Genomic DNA, 19,163 nt, shown 5'->3' with positions numbered 1-19,163 from the left:
ACCGCTCGATATTCACCAGCCTGATCACCTCCGCCCCCCGCAGCAACGCAACCGTAAACTGCTTCGCCTCCCTCGCCTTCTGCTTTTCAGATTCACACTTCCCACGAATCTCAGGCACATCCAACCCTTTCACCGGACAGGAACGCGCTTGCCCATAGGCGTGAGAATTAAAGACGTATAGAGGGTCGCAAATTTCACCCTAGAATTACATTGGACAAATCGTAGGAATTATATTGGACACTTTCGGGTACATAACACCGATAGACATTTAGTCAGGCACCGATGAAAAATTTTATATTAACTGTATTACTTGTGATGTTGCCAATGGAATTATTTGCTAAGGAAAGTAAGGAAAAGAAGTTTTGGAAGTGGTTTGTTAAAAATGAGACTACTATTTACGAATTTGAAAAAGGTCAGGAAAAAGTTTTAGATAAAATATCATCTAAATTAACTTCGTATAAGGATGATGTCACGTTTGAAATATCTCATGTCGAGGATGGTAAACGAGAATTTATCATAAGCGCTGATGGGATTGCTGATGCGTTTCCTTACGTGGAGTCATTAGTCAAAAGTGCTCCTGAACTTAAACTTTTCTCAGTTATTGCTTTTCGCCAAAGAATAGATGGTTATGAACGGTTCAAATTAAAATACGATGGCAGAGAATTTGACGTTTCAAAAGTTTGGATATATTCCCGTGTAGAAGATGGCTTTTTTGATGTAATCGTTTACCACCCAGATTTCAACGAGCAAGAATCTAATTTATTTATTTCAGGATCATATATATTACTAGATATGGCTTTAGGCGAATATGATGTGGTAAGGAATATTCGCTATATAGATCATCAAAAGCTACCTGAAAATCCTATAGAGCTAGGGTTAAAACCCTTCGCAGATCTCAGAAAAATATTTGATGAATATAAAATGGCTTATAAGCCACTGAAGCAGGACTCGTAATAGTTGGCTCGGTTCCGCTTCGCTTCATAATATAGCCAACATTTACTCGCCTCTCAATGGGGCGTTAGTTACCCGTTTTCTCAACAATTCTATTAATTATCTGAATTTAAAAAAACATGGAAGACAATGATGAAATATAACAATCCCATTAGCCCAAGTTGTATAGATAACATGCTAGATGAACTATGGCTAAATGAGGACTCTTTAGTCTTAGATGTTAGTTGTGGGAATGGCGAGTTAATTAAAAGGATTTTAGAAAAGTTTAACTGTCAGGCGGTAGTCATTGAAATTGATGAATTGGCAATCGCTAAAGCAAAGGAAAATCTGGAATCGTCTTCAGATCAAGTTACTTTTCATAATGCCGCATTCAAAGACGTAGAGCTTCCCAAAGGCGTATTTGATGCGTGCTTTAGCTTAGGCTCTACACATGCTTTTGGCGATGTTGGTGAAGCCTTAGACAATGCACTGTCTGACATGAAATCTCTGATAGTTTCCAATGGCGTAATCGTACTTGGAGATGCATATTGGCGAAAAGAACCAGATGAAGAGTACTTGCTAGCAACAGGCATTGACCCGTCAGAATTAAGATCAAACGTTGAAAATATAAAAGCAGGAAATCAGCTAGGTCTAGAATGCGTTTATATCGTTCATTCTTCCTATCAGGATTGGGACACTTTTGAAAGTTCGTCTTGGCTAGCATCCGAACGAGAGTTGCTGCGAGACCCTAATAATATTGAGTTATTGGACAAAGTAAAAGCAAGACGTTCTTGGAGAGACGCCTACTTAAAATGGGGGCGAGAAACAATGGGCTTTGCTCTGTACCTGTTCATTCACTCTTAAACCCAACGCACCATACAAACTGTTCAAAAGGCGTAAAACACACCACCCCAACCTCTGATCTCCATCATAAGGCCGGGCTGATCCGGCCTTTATCAGTTCATCTGTCAGCCGTTCGTCATCTATCTCAACAATAGATTTGTAAAATACGACTAGACACCTTGCCATCGCCACTTTCTGAAAAATTAGGCAATACACTGTTTTAAATACATATTTTAAAAACATTCAATAGACGACACTCAAAATCCCATATTACCCTTTTATGTTTAGTGGCATTTTCATGGTTAGGGAATTGGAAGGCCGCTGCTTGACGTGTTGAATCGACACACAGAACGCCATTTTGGCTATTAACCTGAATAGAAAACGTTGGGACACTGGCGTTTTACCAGAGACCGGGATTTAAAATCATCGGCAACCACTACGTCAATATAGGATGAGATTTAATCTGTGATCATGTGTTTTCTCTCACCAGAGCTTCAACGTTTGTCCCGTCTGTTGCCAAAGCTAGCTTGTGTCATGCGTCTGAGTTTTCACCAAGTGATTTGAAATAAGGTTTAGTTATGTATTACATCAAGTAGGTCTGTCTATCAGACTATTCCGGTCGTCTCCGAAAATAATATAAGAAATTGGGCGGATTGAATAATGGCGTACTTTTTCGCTTCCCCCTAAAAAATGACGGTCAATAGAACACTTATTAATGCCTACACAGGAGCGAAAATGGAATACCAGATAACGAAGGCCACGCTTGAAGATGCAGAGCACATTGCCCAGTTATTCGATGCCTATCGAGTTTTTTACCAGCAAGAAAGCGATGTTCGGTTGGCAGAAAGTTTTATTTTTGAGCGTTTAAAGAACTACGAATCAGTCATTTTCGTTGCCCGAAGCATTAACGGTGAATGGCTTGGTTTCACCCAACTATACCCCAGCTTTTCTTCAGTATCGGCGCATCGTATCTGGATATTGAATGATTTATTTGTTGCTGAAACGGCTAGACGACTCGGTGTGGGTAAGCAATTGATGAATGCAGCCAAACACTTTGCCAACGAAACGGGCGCAATGGGTATCGCCTTAGAAACGGCAGAGGATAATCACTCAGCTCAGGCGCTTTACGAATCACTTGGCTACCAACAGACAGGCGGCGTGTATCACTATTTTCTGACACTTTAAGAGAACACCTGTCGCTCACAACATACCACCCAGAACAACATGAAAAATGGAGAATAACTCGTTGATACATATCGAAAGGCTCACTGAATCCCACATTGATGCCGTCAAACTGATCACATTGGCTGACGAACAAGTGAAATTTGCTGGTACTTCTGAGGAGTTTTTGGCAGACGGCGATGCCACCACTCATCTATTTGTTATCATCAGTGACGATACCGTGGTTGGTTTCTTTAAAATAGATACAGCATATGCATCCAACTATCACTTTTGTCCAGAAACGGGCTTGGGATTACGTGCTTTTGTCATCGATAGAAAACAACAAGGAAAAGGGTTAGGCACAGCCTCAGTAAAAGCACTTATTCCCTCTATCAAACAGCATTATCCGCAACGTGACTGCATTTATCTGACGGTGAATTGTAAGAATCCAGCAGCGAAAGCCTGTTACTTAAAAGGAGGGTTCACTGATACCGGTGAGAAATATCTGGGTGGTGCCGCTGGCCCACAAAACATTATGAACGCCGAGTTAAACGCTCTCACCATGGCCTCTTGACCCTTTTGCTGATAGAGATCGATATCGATGCAATATGATTTAAACCACCATATAGAGATCACCGCACAAGCGGCAGGAGCTGTTATCTTTAACGAGCAGAATGAGGTGTTATTAGTCAAAGAGATGTTGGGCTCAAAAAAGGGGCTATGGCACATTCCATCTGGCAGCGTTGAAAAAGATGAGTTTCCAGTTAACACTGCTGAACGTGAAGTGAAAGAGGAAACAGGTTTAACGTTGACCTTAAACCATTACCTCAATACGTATGTCGGTCGCTTCGACGATGGGGAACTGGTACTCAGACATGTATGGTTCTCCACCTATCCTACCGATCAAGCCGTATTACCCTCGTTTAGTGATGAAATCGATTGTGCCCGCTTTTTTAGCCGTGAAGAGGTCATCGCTTTATGTAAAGAAAAGAAACTGAGAATGCACCACACTATGTTGATGATTGAAGACGGCTTCGCATTTATCCATCAGAAAAGGCTCAATAAAGAGCAAACTTGGTGTATATCTCCATAAAGTGTGGAGGTGAAGGCAGCGCAATGCGCTTTTTTTGATTTGGAAAAAGCCGCATGAAGCGGCTTTTTATTTATTGTTCACGTTAGAAATTATAGCGTGCACCCAGAAGGAATTTAGTTTGTTCAATGGTGTCTGTTGAATCTGTACCTTTAATCCGATCTTGAATAATATTCGCTTCTACACTGATATCGTCAGACACATTAAACGTATTATTCACACGTATTTCATACATACTTCTCTCATAATCTGCGTAGCGGATGGCTGGTTCAAATGTCCAGTTGCTAGTGGCTTGATATTTAACCCCCAGCTCTCCAGTCAGACCCTTGTGGTTTTTCTTCTGTGTTGGAAACTCGAAGCTATCGATGGAATAACCCATCAATCCATATACAGATGCATCCTCGTCCAGTGGAACAACGTAACCAGCACCGATAAGCCCATCCGTTACTTTGAGCTTATTCTTTTTGGAAAAATCAACACGTGCTTCAGTGAAAAGATTATTTGTTAAACCCGAGCTAGCACGAAGATAAACACCGACAATATTTTTGCTACGTGCATCTTCATCATTCGATGCTTTATTAGGCAGCGATTCATTGAACGTGCTGAACTGTGCGCCTCCAGAGATAAAATTATAATGGTCATTAATGTTTTGACTAGCAAAGGCTGAGTGAGCAGTGAGCGAAGTAAGGATGACGGTTGAGAGTACAAACATTTTCATAATTTTTCTTATTTCCATGATAATCGGTAACTAGGGGCTTGCCCCGTTAGGTGTATACCCAGCAATGTAAACATGCTCAGGTAAATACGACTTCAAATACACCAAATATTGATGCCCTCCATCAGCTTCTCAGACACTGGGTGACTAACGAGCTGACCACTTGAAATCGCGAACACTGTAACAAAGTCAGCTGCTATTTGTGCAGTGTTTCATTGTTAGTAAGTATTAAGAAACTTTGGTACCGGGACTGCTGATAATTTTAAATTATTGAAATAAATAAGATATTTGGGAGGTTTTATATTTCTAAGTGTTAATAGCATGGGTCGATAAGCATGAATACGGAGAAAGAGAAGACGCATAAAAAACGCCCACACGTCGTCGTTAACGTGAAGGCGTCCGATTACGCGGTCAGGTATTAATCTTCAATAATGACATCTTGGAGATCATACTCTCCCGGACTGACAAGCACTGAACCGTGATCCCAACCTATCCGCATTCTAAACACGGCCAAGGGCTGTATAGTACTTCCAGTCAGTTTAGAACCCGCTTTTCTCATTTTTGTCGAAATACTGCTGACCTGCTCGCTCTCTTCGATAGTGAATTGTGGAATGCCCCCTTCTTCTACCGATTCTACTGCCGTGCTGGTCTCAGGTAGGTATCCAACCCGGCTTGGTCTGAACTTCGACACCGCAGAATCTTTGATACCTCTACCTGATGTCGCGTACTTATACTCCATAGATGGTAAAGAAATGTTACTGTCCGCCTCAAGAACAATAGTGGGTTTGTTATCGAGTGTTTGGAAAGCAGTTTCAGCAGCCTCCGCCACATCAGAGAAGGCGTGACACATTGACACTGGATCTTCTTGCTCTGCCAACAATCCAACAACGAAACCACCTGCACAGCCTGTCACTGCTGACGCGATATCGCCTCCGAGCCAACCTTCAAAGTCATGTTTATCCTTGGTTGCAATTTCTACCAGCCAGCTGCCAGAAATAGGTGTACCTTTGAAAGCGAATTCTGGTTTGTGGCCAGGATTGGCCGGTTTTGATTTGGGCACAAAGTGATTGAGAATTTTCCAGAAATCGAGTTTTGCTTCGGCACCGATAGTGAATTTTTTAGCGTAAATGTTGAAGTCATCAACGTGCTTCCATTTATTGCTGTTCATTGATGGACGCTGAAAAGGAATTTTACCGCTATGCTTTCGAACCAGCCGTGGTGAAACATCCAAAATACTGCTTTTTGCAACATCATTGCCTACCAATTGTGGCATTTTGTTGACTGATACTTTGATCGAATCACGGAAGGCAACCGATACCCACATGGTTGGCACATTGCAGTCCGTATCCTCGTCAGTTTCGCAATAACGGTCCTTTTTATTCCATGGATTGCCTTTTTCTTTTGGCGAGGGCGCGGTAATAACCACTTCCAAATCAAACTCGTCACTGAGTTGCTTGAACTCCTCATTTGGAATATCGAGGCCCAGACGCATCAACCAAGACCATTTTCCGCCGCCCTGAATATGATCATTCATAAAGTCGTAATCTGGCCAGCCCTCGACAGCTGCAACAGTGCCATCCTCGAACTGTATGGTTTCAATATCGACCTCAGTGTGGGTAGGCAACGCAGCGAGCAAGGTCGCAAGATCACTTTCATGAGCAGATTCATCAAGCATTATCGCGTCACGGAATCGTGCGCCAGCATCACCTTCAGATTCACAGCGACTCGCTTCAACGCCAAAGGTTTTACAGCGCCAGTAGTTAAGCTCATGCCCCAACTCTTCAAAATAGAATTTGGGGAAGTCCTCACTGTCCAGAGTGAGCAGATCTTTGTTTATGGCAATGAATCCATGCTCATTGGTATACACAAAACCTGCAGGGCGACGACCAATCATGCTGGTGTCAACAAAATGCGGTAGACGCTTTTCATAGTACTCAGGATCAGCGAGGAACTTGTACAACTCCTCATTCACCTGGGACTGGGTGTAGTGCTTGTAGTCCTTACTGAACTTAACAATATCCGCATAGCCTTTGCCAAAGGCGTGGGTGAAAATGGCTGACAACTTGCTGTCGAATTCGCTGCCACCGCTGGCAAGCTCAATGTCAACGGCTGAGTCATTGTCAAATTTCAGGGAGTCACCAAGGAACTTAGCTGAATCTTTGTCCTTTGGTGACAGGTTCGTTTGAGCATTGATCTCTTCTTCACGCTGGCCGGTCCAAAAGTCATACTCGGCGGGCCGTATTTCTTCCCTCATATCGACAATGTTTTTATAGTTAACCTTGGTGATATTTTTCTCACCGGGATTATCTCGCCACATGCCCATCTGTCTGATACTTTCGATAGCCTCATCACCCAGATCATTAATAAGATCTGACACAATGTCTTCCAGTGCGGCATTGAACGACTCGTCTTCGTCAATATCGCGGAGAACATCGGTCAGAAACTTTTGCATACCGGGTTTGAATGATGTCTCGCCGGTAGCCAACTCCATCACACCCTCAACAGCTTCACCGACTGGGCCTACGACGCCCAATAGCATGCGGAAAAGATTTTTCTCTGACGGATTATTCGAGAAATCAACAATGTGTTTGATTTCTTTACCAATAAGCGGGAGGTCTTCCATTGACTGCAACAGAATGTTTTTCGGATCGGTATCCTCCATGAATTTCTTCACTGCCGCCAAGTATTCCTTGTGCGCCTGTTCCGCATCCTTGTCATAACTCTCTTTGAGTTGTTTTAGTTCGTCGAGTGTTTTGCTCTCTTCCTTCAACAAGGCTGCAAAATGGGTTTGATCACTTTGCGCCCATTCAGTGTGAAGTTTATGGAAATCAATCTCCCTGCCACGCGCAACCTTATCTTTTACGCCAGCAATTTTCGCTTCCCGCTCTTTCTTTAACGCTGTTTTCTCCGCAACCAGATCGTTATAGTTTTTCGTCAAAACACCGCACATAACAGCGGTGACAGGATTCGTCCAACTGAATGCAAAAGTCCAGTCTCGCTCTACTTTTATAGTGTGTGCATGGTAGGTGAGCCGATTAATACGGTCAGGGTAATGATTGTCAGAATCGACTTTCAGCACACCATGTCGCAGCATTTGGGTAAAGAGCCTGTCCATGTGCTGTTCTTTTGCATCAATGAAGCCCTGAAGGTTGCGCTTGGCGAGCGTGTTACTCGGCGCCAGCAGATCCCTGCACCAGCTGTCTCTGATGCTATAACCAGATAAACCAAAGCGGGCTCCCGACGGTATTTTGCAGCTCACCGGGTTTGCAAACTGCGTGATCCCCGGGTTGTCGTTAATATTGGTTCCCTCCTCAAACCAGCTGGTACCCATGTACACCCAGCTGACAAGCTCATTGGTATGAACGGTTCGAGTCGGCCTGAAGGTGGCGTGAACATCAACGGCGTACGTAGATGAAACATCCAATACAACACGTTTCCCCTGAGGCACGCTCTCTGGCAGCGAGATGTTTCCGGTATATGAACCATCCGCTGTTTTCAATGTAACTTGATCATAATTTGCCAACACATTGGCAAGTGCTTCGGCGTTGTACTCTAACGATCGTAGCGTCTCGTTATCGCTGATCTCTTTAAATGCACCATATTTTGGCTTCCATACGCACTCATTACCGTCGAGCGAGTAGCACTGCACATCACCCTTGAGGTCTTTTGAGTACCAGATAGGGTGCCCAAGCGTCGAGCCATTGAACCATTTAAATTCCTGATTACGGGCTATCCGACAAGGTCCATCTGGCTCGTCGTAACCTGTATTACCATAGTGTTCCTCGTAATTGATCACATTGGGCCGAGGAACAAAGGTCTCTTTCGAGCCGCACTGCAATACAATCAGCTCATTTTTATCAAGCTCTGAAGGAGGCCTATCCAGTGTGATATGGCCGTCGTAGGTCATCAAACCGATCTCGCCATACGGCTCCATCACGGCGTAGAGGAAACCTTCTCCACCTCTGAAATCCTGAGCCCGCTTGATGTTTAGACCAGAAAATTGATTTGATGTCTTTTGGTAGTTCTTTTCAACATATTCGCCTTGGTCATAGTTAAATTCATCAAAGTGGGATGACGAATACGCTGAATGGGATGCTAAAAGTAGCAATGGATAAAAAGATTTTCTTTTCAAGTTCATTCTTATTCCATGAAAGATTGAAAAATATATAAGTCGCCCAGTATTGAGCGAAATCTTTTTATCAACTAAATATTAAATATTTATTACAATTTATTGTACGATGTTTTAATTAAGAATAATAAATATAATTTCTGATTGATTATTCAATTAATTTTGAGGGAATAAAAATCATAATGTTCAAAGTTAAAGCAATAAAATATTATTTAATTATTTTTATTCATTGAGATGATAGAGAAAAAATTCTGCCAGTCTGTAGTTAAAATAATCTGACCCAAGTGAGAACTGTGTTTCATAGAGACCGCAATTCCCTATGCTCTCTGTCAAACTGTGCATACAAACCCGTCTCCAGCTCCTTGAACATTGAGCATTGAGCATTGAGCATTGAGCATTGAGCATTGAGCATTGAGCATTGAGCATGACTGAACATTAGCCTATACATACGATGGATATGTTTGTTAGTTCGTTTTATGTTTATAGTAATTGATAAAAAATATATGGCATCAGTCGTTATTCTCCTATCCCATCAGAATTTTTCATAGCCACAATACGACGCACTTTACATCTTAAATCGAAACGTCAAAGGACTAAACTGCTTTTATTTTATTCATCTGTCATTCAAGCTCTCATATTATAATATTAACAACAATTTCAACATACAATTAAATTTCCGATGTATAGAAAATATTAATTAACATTTAATATCGATATGATTAATGGCTTTCGCTCATAAATACGACAAAAATATCAATTAAGACCATATTGCCATGCATTTATCTATTTTACGCTACAGGGGAAATATAGATTTGGCTAAAAAATAAAGGGCAGGTCTTCTGACACTGCCCTATTCTGGGAAAGACTCAACGTGGTTGTTTTAGGTTATTCCGCACCTCAATATCGGCACTTAGCACACCCTTTTGCTGCTTCACCCATGCCAGTTTTTCAGTTAACTCTGTACCGGGAACGAATTTCAGCACCCAAAAGCCACCGCCTATCCGCACCTTTGTCATCGCAGGATCCTCAAAAGAAAGCTGCTGTTTCTCTGTAGACTCAATGATCAAAGAGCCAGTAACTTGCCCCTTAATATCTAAGGCTTTATTTGCCACTTGCCGCCCAGCGTAAAGACCCGCAGTCTGATTGGAGGAATAAAGTCGGCCTTGATTGCCGTTATCTGAATCGAGGATTTCGTATTGCATGCCCCCACTCTTCAGCGTCGCTTTTTCTGCTGCAACTGCACCTGTCGTTAAACCCAGTGCCAGCGTCATGAGTAAACCTTTTGTCCATGCTTTCATGATTGCGTCTCCTCATGTCCGTATATTCGCAGCTCAGCCTTGTTAAGCTTGCCTAATGTCTGATTGTTAGGCAGCTCAATAGGATCACCGATACCAAAAAAGGTCTTTTTGTAGTGCATCATCTGGCTATTAGTGTCTATGACACGAAGTTGCCATGTGCCGCCTGCTTTCTCATCCAGAAACGCCTGACTCAGGAACAACAGTGGACCCGGCTCAATGAACACTTCATCGGGTGTCATCATATGCATGTTTCGCGCAGTCGCGACAATAGAGCGGGTACCACTGGGCGAAATCAGCTCAATCGATAGGTCATTCATCCTGCTATGTTCAATGTCCACCTTGACCTGTACCCCTTCGACCGTCCAGTTTTGGGGAACCTCAAATGTCTTGGTAATACCCTGAAAGTTTTCGGGTATTGTGGTCTTAGACTGATCGCTCGCGGGGATAAACGTCGTTTGCTGCAACGGTGGCAACAATGCATAATCACGGGCGGCCATTTGAACCGCCTTTGTGGCGTTCACCATGCCGAAGCCATACCAATTGTGAAAGTGATTACCCGCTGCATTCGTTATCCAGCCCGGGTCAGCCACAAAGGTATCACCCGCCTGATTCAGCTTAACTGGCTGGAAGTTCACATCAATCTTGGTCGCTGTTTTCGCCATCACATAACGCACATCCCGCCACGACATCGCAGGATTGGCTTCCATCACCAAAGCTGCAACACCGGAGGCGACAGGTGCCGCCGATGAGGTGCCGTTAAATTCCGAGGTATAGCTGCACTGTGTGAGTTCCTGAAAGCGGTCATCCAGTCCACCAGTGAAATAGCGTCCCCAGTCTGCTTCTCTCTCTTTTGAATAGCCCTTCTCACAACCACTCACATCGGTAGTCACCATCGCTGGGCTACTCCAGCCATATTCACCACCCGGCGCAGAAAACATAACCGAAGAGCCTGTGGTTGAATAACTGGAGCGTGGTGCATTAGCATCGGCACTTAACGCTGATACCAAGGTGTTATAGAAACTGGCATTACTGGGATCTGAGTTTGACAGTTGGTGCGGCAATCTGGCTTCTTCCGGACTCGCATTAACCCTCTCATAAGTCCACCAGCCTCGTGACACACCGTTAAACCCATTTCCGGCAGACTTAATCATCAATGCGGGATTATCACTGTTGCGATAATGCTCCTCCATGATGGCTTCTTCTACTTTGAAATCAAAAGCGTTAGTGGGTAGCACGATAGGAATACCATAGCCATAGCTCTGGTTGATCACTCTGGCAGAGCGGGTTTTATCGCCACCATGGGTAGATTTCCATGCTTCAAGCGTTTGATGTTCAAGGTAGTTAAATCCAGTCAGTCCGGCTTCTGGCGCGACACCACGGCCACCCAGCTGATTAAAGCCTTCCGCCGCAATTAAACCTGCCACTGAGGTGCCATGGTCGCCACCATCTTCATCGTCTTTATATTCCGGACTCGGATCTGTGTCTTTGTTGACGAAATCATAAGACGCACCTGGCACCACATTGTTCCGAAGATCTTCGTGAGCAAGTTCTAAACCCGTATCCACAACAGCCACTTCTACACCATTTCCTGTCAGTCCCTGCTTGTGAAGCTGTCCAATATTGATATCAAACCCTTTGGTACCACTGGAATGTGAGAAACCCGTTTGTCCGGTATTGTGTAAATGCCATTGCTGAAAATACAGCGGATCAGAATCGTCACTGGCCTGATTTTTTTGTTGGGTCAGTACCTTCATAACTGCCGTTACTGATTCATTACCGAACGATGCGGTAACAACCATATCGATGGGCTCAGCATAGGGCTTGGCAACGAGAGTAAAACGACCGTTGTCGTCGATAGCGAGTGACTCAATGTCTTTGTCATTGTTGACCTCGGTCGTGAATACGACACCAGATGGCCCGGTGAACAGCAATTGGCCTTCGACCCTCTGTGAGTCACTGCTGTAGCTACTACTTTCAAGCGTCAATGTCTCTGTGGTTACCGAAATGACAACTTCAGTCTGCGTTGTAACCTTACCGTCTGAGACACCAATAACAAATCGCTGTTTACCTACCGAGAACGCTGTCGGCCGATAAGTAAAGTCACCGGTGTTCTCGTCGATGATCAGATTTCCATCGTCCGAGCTGGATAACAGTCGATAAGACAAGCTATCACCGTCGGCATCTGTCGCCAACACTCGTCCCGTTGCCGTTCCATCAGTGTCTACGGTCAGCTGCGGAGTCACTGAGACCTCCGGCGAGGAGTTAACAAGGTTGAGGATAATATCAGTAACATTGCTGGCAAAGCCGTCAGACACTTCCAGTCTAATGATCTGCTCTCCTGTCGCCTCACCGTCTGGTGTGTAAATTAGCTGCCCGGCTTTTATTTCTGCATAACCATTTTTAGGCTGTTCGGCAACTGACACCGTCAGTTCATCGCCATCAGGGTCAGACATAGACAAGGGAACAGTAACGTTCCGCTTGTACGAGGTATCCAGACGACTAAAAGGAACAGAGATCACTGGTGAACGATTATAAGTATCGATATAAATTGACAGTGTGTTGCTGTTGACACCGTCGGACACGGTAAGATCGATCTTTTGTTCGCCGACAGGGGCTTCCGGTGTATAAATCAGCCGATTATCTTCAGTAATTTCAGCGGTTCCAGATTCTGGCTGTGAAGTGATCTCGATGGTTAATGGGTCATTGTCAGGGTCGCTCACAGCCAAAGCGATTTCTTGCTCTTTTTTATAGTGCGTCTGGTATTTGATTGTGCTGACATCAAACTGCGGTTCTGCGTTTGTTAAGGTAAGCTCCACTGACAGATAACTCGTGGACTTTCCGTCAGTGACTGATATTTCCACCGCATCTTTTTCAGCGCCATCAGATGGCAGGTAGGTCAACACACCAGACTGCGAATCAATGGATGCCTGACCAAATCTTGGTTTGGTTACTATGGAGTACGTTAACGTATCACCTTCTTTATCTGTTGCTGCCACATCTATGGTGGAACCTTTACGATAGCTAACGGCGAGAGACAGCTCATCCGTCTTGAACACAGGAGCCGTGTTTTCAGCCGTCGTTTCAGGTGTTTCTTCACCACAGCCCACCAGCGCCAACGAGCTTAACAAGCTCGGAATCAGTATTTTTTTCATATATCGGCCTTACTCAGTAAAAGCACTCTGAGAACATCAAAGCCACTGCTTGAACGTGCCACACGACAGGTTTCTGGATGTATTCTTGTTATTGAGTAATTACGTTAATCATCAATAATGGCAATGAGCAAGCATCTTTTTTTTGTAATAAAACACTGAATCATTTTTTTATTAATATGGTGAATTTTTTGTGCAAAAAACACTCAGAACCACCCAAAGCATTAGGTGAAGGTTTACCCATATAGAATTGAACAATTCATTCATATTTTTTGTGCAATCAAATAATACTTGTGGCGGGCAAAGGTTAATTATGTTGTGGTCAAACCAGTAATCAGCGAGGCTCAAACTCAGAAAAACGCTATCAGTGGGTTAATGATTAACGCTTAAGTCATTCATCCCCAAGCAACGAAGGCTCAGATACCTATATGTCGCGTTTGACTTTGATGAGGCGACACACTCGCCAAACCGAATGTAAAAGCGATATGCGTATCACTTTTCGAGTTTATTTCAAACACGGAGACAGGTTCCACAATGCCCCCTGCACATTGGAAAAAATCCGGGTGCCTGACTTCGTCACATGGAGACAAGACAATGCCAAAGACTAAACAAGAAATAGAGTCAGCAAATAAGGAGTATGTTAAGTCGTTCGGTAATAAAGGAAGCTTGCCTATGCCCCCGGGACGCAAATTTGCAGTTCTTACCTGCATGGATGCGAGGCTTGATCCGGCGAAGTTTGCTGGATTAGTGGAAGGGGATGCCCATGTGATCCGCAATGCCGGAGGAAGAGCGAGTGATGATGCTATTCGCTCGTTGGTGATATCGCACAAGCTATTGGGCACGGCTGAGTGGTATGTCATTCACCATACCGATTGTGGTATGGAAACGTTTACCAGTGAGGTAATGGGCGACCTACTGTCTCAGAGTCTGGCAACGTCCTCAGTGGATGAAACAGGTTGGTTCAACAATGTTAAAGAAGGCGGTACCGAAGAAGGAAAATATATCAACTGGCTAACAATTGAAGATCTTGCCCACAGCGTTACTCAGGATGTCATGCGAATCAAAAGCAGCAGTATGGTACCCGGTGATATACCCGTTTACGGCTACATTTATGACACTAAATCAGGGGAATTGATTGAAGTGAGCGCTGCCAGCGAGGCTGGGAGAACAAATAAGTGAGTGTGATCCGGTCAAAAGGCTGAACAATCTGCTTTGTCATTTGTATCTCACCCAACCGGAGGCAGTATTCTCAGGTTGGTGAATAGTAAAGCTAAGCGGCAGTGCTTTCTGTTGCATTCTGGCGCGTATCGCTACGAGACTTCACCCACGTCTCATTGAACCATAATGACAAGAGAATGACCGAGCCGCCGACGGCCAGAATTGTGAGATCCGCATCGCGATTCCAAATGACCACATTTACGACGATTCCTGCGGGAACCAACACATTATTCATGATAGCCAGAGCACCAGCATTCACCATCGTTGCGCCTTTGTTCCACAGGAAATAGCCAACTGCTGACGCTATTGTCCCCAGATAAAGGAGAATACCCCACTGCAGATCTGTCGTCGGCAGTTTTTCCAAATTACCGAGCAATAAGAAAGCGGTTAATGCGACAGCGAACGCGCCAATGAAAAATAGCCCGAACACAGTATGCTGAGGGATAGATGTCTCTTCGGCTTCCATCACCACTTTGTAGAAGACTTGCCCTAAGGCAAAACAAATATTTGCGCCTTGAACCACCATAAAGCCAAGTAAGAAGTCCTCACTTGGTGAAGCATACTTGATAACAACCGCACCAAGAACGGCCAATGCAGCAGTGAGTAGGTACCAAGGAGAGAACTGTCGCTTCAAAGCGTCATAAGTGAGAGTGACATATATCGGGGTGAATACGGTAAATAACAGAACCTCAGGAACGGTGAGGTAAAGGAACGACTGGTAATAAAAACAATACATTAATCCCAGTTGTACTGCTCCGATTGCCATCAATTTAAACGCCAGCGAGGGCTTAACCCCTTTAAGACGCAAAAAGGGTAAAAATACAATCGCAGCCAACGCCACGCGTGCAAGTACCGAAAACCATGCATCAACCTGACCTGCCAAATACACCCCAATCAAACTGAATGAAAACGCCCACAGGCAAGTGACTCCTGTCAAATATGCCATAACAACTCCGTAAACTAAAAAAGACCGTCATAGTTTACATGATAATAAGTCTCAGTACGCTCAAAAGATATCAATTTTGTTTCCCTGCTTTTCCGATGTCAGGTTTTTGATCAGACTCAACATCGACATTAGCCTGCGTTACTGGTGAAACATTTAATCGAGCCAGCCAACGGGAAGAAAAAGAGGAGAAAAGGAAGAGAATAAGAGGATAAGGGAAGAAGAGAAGAAGATAGAGAACTTGTCCATTTTACATGCTTTAAACGCTGCCTATCGAGCTTTGCACACCATATATTTTGTAGCGACTCCCCTTCGATATTTCACATTTATTCACTTGATCATATGCTTGATAATAATGATAAGACCGTCTGAAAAAATCAAATTAAACGTTTTATTGTTCATGTTTTAGACAGCCATAAATATGTACTGACAACCAAAACATTAACCTTTCTTTTTGATGTGCCTTCGCTCGAAGTAAAACAAAATAATTATCAATATCATTATCTTACAAAAATAAAAACCTGTTAGACATATTGGGCCACGATGTTGTGGCCTTATAATAAAACCAAGGTTTACACGATGAACACAATGTTTAAAACAGCACTACCATTGGCTGTAGCTGGATTTGCTTCACAGGCACTAGCTTCCCCTCCCGGTTCAGATTTTGGGCGCTATATTGACTTTAACTGGGGTGATTGCCCTGAAGTTTTTCAGTCAGCAGACAACAAAAACCAATGTTCTCTGGCAGAAGTCCCCGCAAACTGGAATGATCCCGCAGGTCAAAAAATCGATGTATTAGTATCCAAACATCCTGCGAATTCAGGCAAGGCAAAAGGCCAACTTTGGCTATTACAAGGTGGCCCGGGTGGATCGGGTGCTGTTTTCCCGAGCCTTTACGACAGCCTACTCAAACAGTTTGCTGAAGATTATGATCTGTATGTGCTTGAGCATCGCGGTGTTGGTTGGTCAACCAGCATAATTTGTCCTCAGGTGCCTGCTGACTCATACAAAGAATTTACAACCATTTGTCACGATACGCTTTACGATGAATGGGGTGAGAACCTTTATAACTTCAATACCACCAATGCAGCAAAAGATCTCGACTACGTCATTGGTAAGAGTAAAGCCATAAATTGGTATCCAAGTTATGTTTACGGAGTTTCTTACGGTACGCTTTGGGCACAACGCTTTTCTCAGGTTGCACCAACCGGCGCTCAAGCTGTCATTTTAGATTCTGTCGTTCCGCCGACAGGGTTTGGCGTTGATTTATGGGATGAAAACTCCAACGGCATTTTTGACAAAGTGGCTGAATACTGCGATTCAGATCCTTTCTGTCAGAGCAAGCTGGGTAACAATACCGCACAGTTGGTCAAAGACACTGTTGCTGATTTCTACTCTGGCCAGCATTGTCCTGAGGTAAAACTGACCAAGGATCAACTGCAAGAGCTGGGTATGACGTTTATACAACGTTCGCAAGAAGAAATGCTGATGCCAATTTACCATCGTTTGGCTCGCTGTAATGCTGATGATGTGACAGCTCTGAATAACGTTCAAAAGTTTTTCTTCGGCGGCTATGATGGGTTTATGGCAAGCCGTTTTGAGGATGCGAAACCTAGCTTCTCAGACGCTGTTTTTAACGTCATTGCTTTCAACGAAATCAGTGGCGCACGTAAGTCAACGGCTGAAAAAATTGCTTACTGCGATACAGCTGTCACCTGTTCTTCAACAGAACGACACCTGAATACAGAAGCAGACTACAAAGTGTGGGGTGACAAATACGTTGACCCTTACATCTACAAAGATATGTTCCATTACATGCCGACACTGGCAATCAATGGTGATCTTGACCCACAAACGCCACACTTTCATGCGGAACGAATTAAAGGTGCATTTTCCAACATCAATCAGCGATATGTTGAATTCCCGTTCACAGCGCATGCAGCGGCTTTTGTCACTCCGGCAAAAACAACGACTGGCAACACTTGCGGTGTTGATGTGATGTTTAGCTTTGTAAATAGACTTTGGGATCAGCCAGATACCAGCTGTATTGATAAGCTTGTTGGAATGAATTTTGACCTGCCTGATTTCTATAGCCAAATCATTTTTGGTACGACAGGTGACTTCGATGAATACGATAGCCCGACTGTCGACCTGACCAGCTTCCAGGTAGAGGCACTATCAACAACTGACAATCTCAAGTTCGAAAAGCTAGTAAAACAAGTGTCGGCATCATTACATTTTGTTGGCAAACCTATGATGCACTAAGCGTGCAATATTGCTTTTATAAATTAGCCAATTAAATGTTATTGGGGGAGTAAACGCTCCCCCTGTTTTCTTCAGTTTCATTGATATCACTCACTTCAGTTCACCATTTCACACTATCAACAACAAGCCGTTAGATAGCTTTTAGTGTGTTTCACCGTCGCTCATCAGTTGCTTTAAGGTTAGAGGCCTTAGCAAGGTATCAAATTGATTGACGTGTTTAATCTCGCCCTACCCTCTTTACACGTTATTACACCAACACTCTATTGAGCCGTTGGTAAAAGAAGAGTATACCTATGTACTCAGGTACGGAAACCAGACAGGCTGTGAACAAGCAATTGGTTCAGCGAACAAAAAATCTTGTTATATTTTGATTTATAGTTCGTGGAGTTATTGATTTTTATATAAAAAGGAAGCCATAACAGTGAATACGCAGAATCTAAAATGGGGAATCATCGGCTGTGGCAATGTGACTGAGGTTAAAAGCGGCCCTGCTTACCAATTAGTAGAGAATTTTGATCTTCATGCTGTATCACGCCGAAATGTTGAGTTGGGAGAGGACTATGCGAAGAGACATGGCGTTAAAAAATTCTATTCTGATCCTGAATCACTGATTTTTGATGATGAGATTGATTGCGTCTACATTGCCACTCCACCGGATAGCCATAAAAAATTTGGGCTGTTGACAGCAAGCGCCGGAAAGCCATGCTGTATTGAAAAACCACTGGCACCAAGCTTTCAGGACTGTGTAGACATACATCAGGCATTTGTGGCGGCCGATGTACCTTTGTTTGTTGCCTACTATCGTCGTTCACTACCGAGATTTAAAAAAATTCAGTCTTTGTTAGCAGACCAAGCCATAGGAAAGATAAGACACGTCAGTTGGTCTTTAAGTAAACCGGCAGATAAAATCGATTTGGCAGACAGTTATAACTGGCGAACTGACCATAACGTTGCACCGGGCGGCTACTTCGATGATCTAGCCAGCCATGGACTCGATCTCATTAGTTATTTACTCGGTAATGTGAAAGAGGTACGAGGCGTCAGTACCAATCAGCAGCAACTCTACTCCGCGAAAGATGCTGTGTCCGCGTGTTGGCTTCATGAGAGTGGATTGACAGGCAGTGGCTACTGGAATTTCGGTAGTTACAAGGCGGAAGATAAAGTGACAATTCTCGGCGACAAGGGAGAGATTCACTTTGCCGTTTTTGACGAAGCACCGATTGTTCTTGAAACCCGCCAACAATGTAGAGAGTTTCACATTGCAAACCCTAAACACATTCAACTTAATCATGTTCAGGATATTCGTGACCACTTGTTTGACGGCCGTCGCCACCCCTCGATGGGTGAGAGTGCCGTGCACGTTAGCTGGATAATGGATGCTATTCTGGGAAGACTATAACAACATCCGCTGTCACCCTAAAC

Annotated in this window: 13 protein-coding genes; 8 read left to right on the top strand and 5 right to left on the bottom strand. The window is 43.8% G+C overall.

Annotation, left to right across the window (positions count from 1 at the left end):
- The first annotated feature begins 282 nt into the window (after positions 1 to 282).
- The 5 genes from A8L45_RS08395 to A8L45_RS08375 all read left to right on the top strand — a co-directional run bounded on the left by A8L45_RS08395 (position 283) and on the right by A8L45_RS08375 (position 4,027).
- On the top strand, positions 283 to 954 hold the full coding sequence (locus tag A8L45_RS08395; protein WP_068901159.1) for a hypothetical protein: 672 nt from the start codon (positions 283 to 285) through the stop codon (positions 952 to 954).
- Positions 955 to 1,080: 126 nt separating this feature from the next.
- The gene (locus A8L45_RS08390; protein ID WP_245680681.1) at positions 1,081 to 1,794 is read left to right on the top strand and encodes a class I SAM-dependent methyltransferase; all 714 of its coding nucleotides are present in this window, start codon (positions 1,081 to 1,083) and stop codon (positions 1,792 to 1,794) included.
- A 714-nt stretch (positions 1,795 to 2,508) separates the two neighbouring features.
- Positions 2,509 to 2,958 carry a GNAT family N-acetyltransferase gene (locus A8L45_RS08385; protein WP_068901155.1) on the top strand — a complete coding sequence of 150 codons (450 nt, stop codon included), beginning with the start codon at positions 2,509 to 2,511 and terminating at the stop codon, positions 2,956 to 2,958.
- A 61-nt stretch (positions 2,959 to 3,019) separates the two neighbouring features.
- A complete protein-coding gene (locus A8L45_RS08380; RefSeq protein WP_068901153.1) occupies positions 3,020 to 3,508 on the top strand; it encodes a GNAT family N-acetyltransferase in 489 nt (162 codons plus the stop codon).
- A gap of 27 nt (positions 3,509 to 3,535) precedes the next feature.
- Positions 3,536 to 4,027, top strand: a complete 492-nt coding sequence (locus A8L45_RS08375) for an NUDIX domain-containing protein (protein WP_068901152.1) — start codon at positions 3,536 to 3,538, stop codon at positions 4,025 to 4,027.
- A gap of 82 nt (positions 4,028 to 4,109) precedes the next feature.
- Here the strand turns inward: A8L45_RS08375 and A8L45_RS08370 are convergent, their stop codons facing one another.
- From A8L45_RS08370 to A8L45_RS08355, 4 genes are all read right to left on the bottom strand, one after another.
- The gene (locus A8L45_RS08370) at positions 4,110 to 4,760 is read right to left on the bottom strand and encodes an outer membrane beta-barrel protein (RefSeq protein ID WP_083228253.1); all 651 of its coding nucleotides are present in this window, start codon (positions 4,758 to 4,760) and stop codon (positions 4,110 to 4,112) included.
- A 397-nt stretch (positions 4,761 to 5,157) separates the two neighbouring features.
- The gene (locus tag A8L45_RS08365; RefSeq protein WP_068901147.1) at positions 5,158 to 8,877 is read right to left on the bottom strand and encodes a hypothetical protein; all 3,720 of its coding nucleotides are present in this window, start codon (positions 8,875 to 8,877) and stop codon (positions 5,158 to 5,160) included.
- Between the two features lie 857 nt (positions 8,878 to 9,734).
- Positions 9,735 to 10,166: a hypothetical protein gene (locus tag A8L45_RS08360; RefSeq protein ID WP_068901145.1), complete on the bottom strand. Its 432-nt coding sequence runs from the start codon at positions 10,164 to 10,166 to the stop codon at positions 9,735 to 9,737.
- Entirely contained in the window at positions 10,163 to 13,318 is a 3,156-nt protein-coding gene (locus A8L45_RS08355) for a S8 family serine peptidase (protein WP_068901141.1), read from the bottom strand. Before A8L45_RS08355 ends, A8L45_RS08360 begins: the two co-directional genes overlap by 4 nt.
- Before the next feature lie 591 nt (positions 13,319 to 13,909).
- Between A8L45_RS08355 and A8L45_RS08350 the strand changes: the two genes are divergently transcribed.
- Positions 13,910 to 14,494, top strand: coding sequence for a beta-class carbonic anhydrase (locus tag A8L45_RS08350; RefSeq protein ID WP_068901138.1), 585 nt, complete (start codon positions 13,910 to 13,912; stop codon positions 14,492 to 14,494).
- A gap of 91 nt (positions 14,495 to 14,585) precedes the next feature.
- On the opposite strand, the gene A8L45_RS08345 is transcribed toward A8L45_RS08350, so the two are convergent.
- Positions 14,586 to 15,479, bottom strand: a complete 894-nt coding sequence (locus tag A8L45_RS08345) for a carboxylate/amino acid/amine transporter (RefSeq protein ID WP_068901135.1) — start codon at positions 15,477 to 15,479, stop codon at positions 14,586 to 14,588.
- 576 nt (positions 15,480 to 16,055) lie between these two features.
- On the opposite strand from A8L45_RS08345, the gene A8L45_RS08340 reads away from it, so the two are divergent.
- Together A8L45_RS08340 and A8L45_RS08335 are read left to right on the top strand one after the other, a co-directional pair.
- On the top strand, positions 16,056 to 17,741 hold the full coding sequence (locus A8L45_RS08340) for an alpha/beta fold hydrolase (RefSeq protein WP_068901133.1): 1,686 nt from the start codon (positions 16,056 to 16,058) through the stop codon (positions 17,739 to 17,741).
- A 421-nt stretch (positions 17,742 to 18,162) separates the two neighbouring features.
- The gene (locus A8L45_RS08335) at positions 18,163 to 19,140 is read left to right on the top strand and encodes a Gfo/Idh/MocA family protein (protein ID WP_068901130.1); all 978 of its coding nucleotides are present in this window, start codon (positions 18,163 to 18,165) and stop codon (positions 19,138 to 19,140) included.
- Positions 19,141 to 19,163 lie beyond the last annotated feature (23 nt).

Origin of the sequence: Veronia pacifica (assembly GCF_001707825.1) — a bacterium.
In the GTDB taxonomy this organism is placed as follows: Bacteria; Pseudomonadota; Gammaproteobacteria; order Enterobacterales; family Vibrionaceae; genus Veronia; species Veronia pacifica.
Note: the sequence above shows the minus strand (reverse complement) of the source record. Positions and strands in the feature narration are given on the sequence as shown.

Excerpts from the sequence above, each read along its gene's own strand:
- A8L45_RS08350 (WP_068901138.1), top strand. The coding sequence starts at position 13,910 with ATGCCAAAGACTAAACAAGAAATAGAGTCAGCAAATAAGGAGTATGTT.
- A8L45_RS08385 (WP_068901155.1), top strand. The coding sequence starts at position 2,509 with ATGGAATACCAGATAACGAAGGCCACGCTTGAAGATGCAGAGCACATT.
- A8L45_RS08340 (WP_068901133.1), top strand. The coding sequence starts at position 16,056 with ATGAACACAATGTTTAAAACAGCACTACCATTGGCTGTAGCTGGATTT.
- A8L45_RS08365 (WP_068901147.1), bottom strand. The coding sequence starts at position 8,877 with ATGAACTTGAAAAGAAAATCTTTTTATCCATTGCTACTTTTAGCATCC.
- A8L45_RS08370 (WP_083228253.1), bottom strand. The coding sequence starts at position 4,760 with ATGGAAATAAGAAAAATTATGAAAATGTTTGTACTCTCAACCGTCATC.
- A8L45_RS08375 (WP_068901152.1), top strand. The coding sequence starts at position 3,536 with ATGCAATATGATTTAAACCACCATATAGAGATCACCGCACAAGCGGCA.
- A8L45_RS08360 (WP_068901145.1), bottom strand. The coding sequence starts at position 10,166 with ATGAAAGCATGGACAAAAGGTTTACTCATGACGCTGGCACTGGGTTTA.
- A8L45_RS08355 (WP_068901141.1), bottom strand. The coding sequence starts at position 13,318 with ATGAAAAAAATACTGATTCCGAGCTTGTTAAGCTCGTTGGCGCTGGTG.
- A8L45_RS08395 (WP_068901159.1), top strand. The coding sequence starts at position 283 with ATGAAAAATTTTATATTAACTGTATTACTTGTGATGTTGCCAATGGAA.
- A8L45_RS08345 (WP_068901135.1), bottom strand. The coding sequence starts at position 15,479 with ATGGCATATTTGACAGGAGTCACTTGCCTGTGGGCGTTTTCATTCAGT.
- A8L45_RS08390 (WP_245680681.1), top strand. The coding sequence starts at position 1,081 with ATGATGAAATATAACAATCCCATTAGCCCAAGTTGTATAGATAACATG.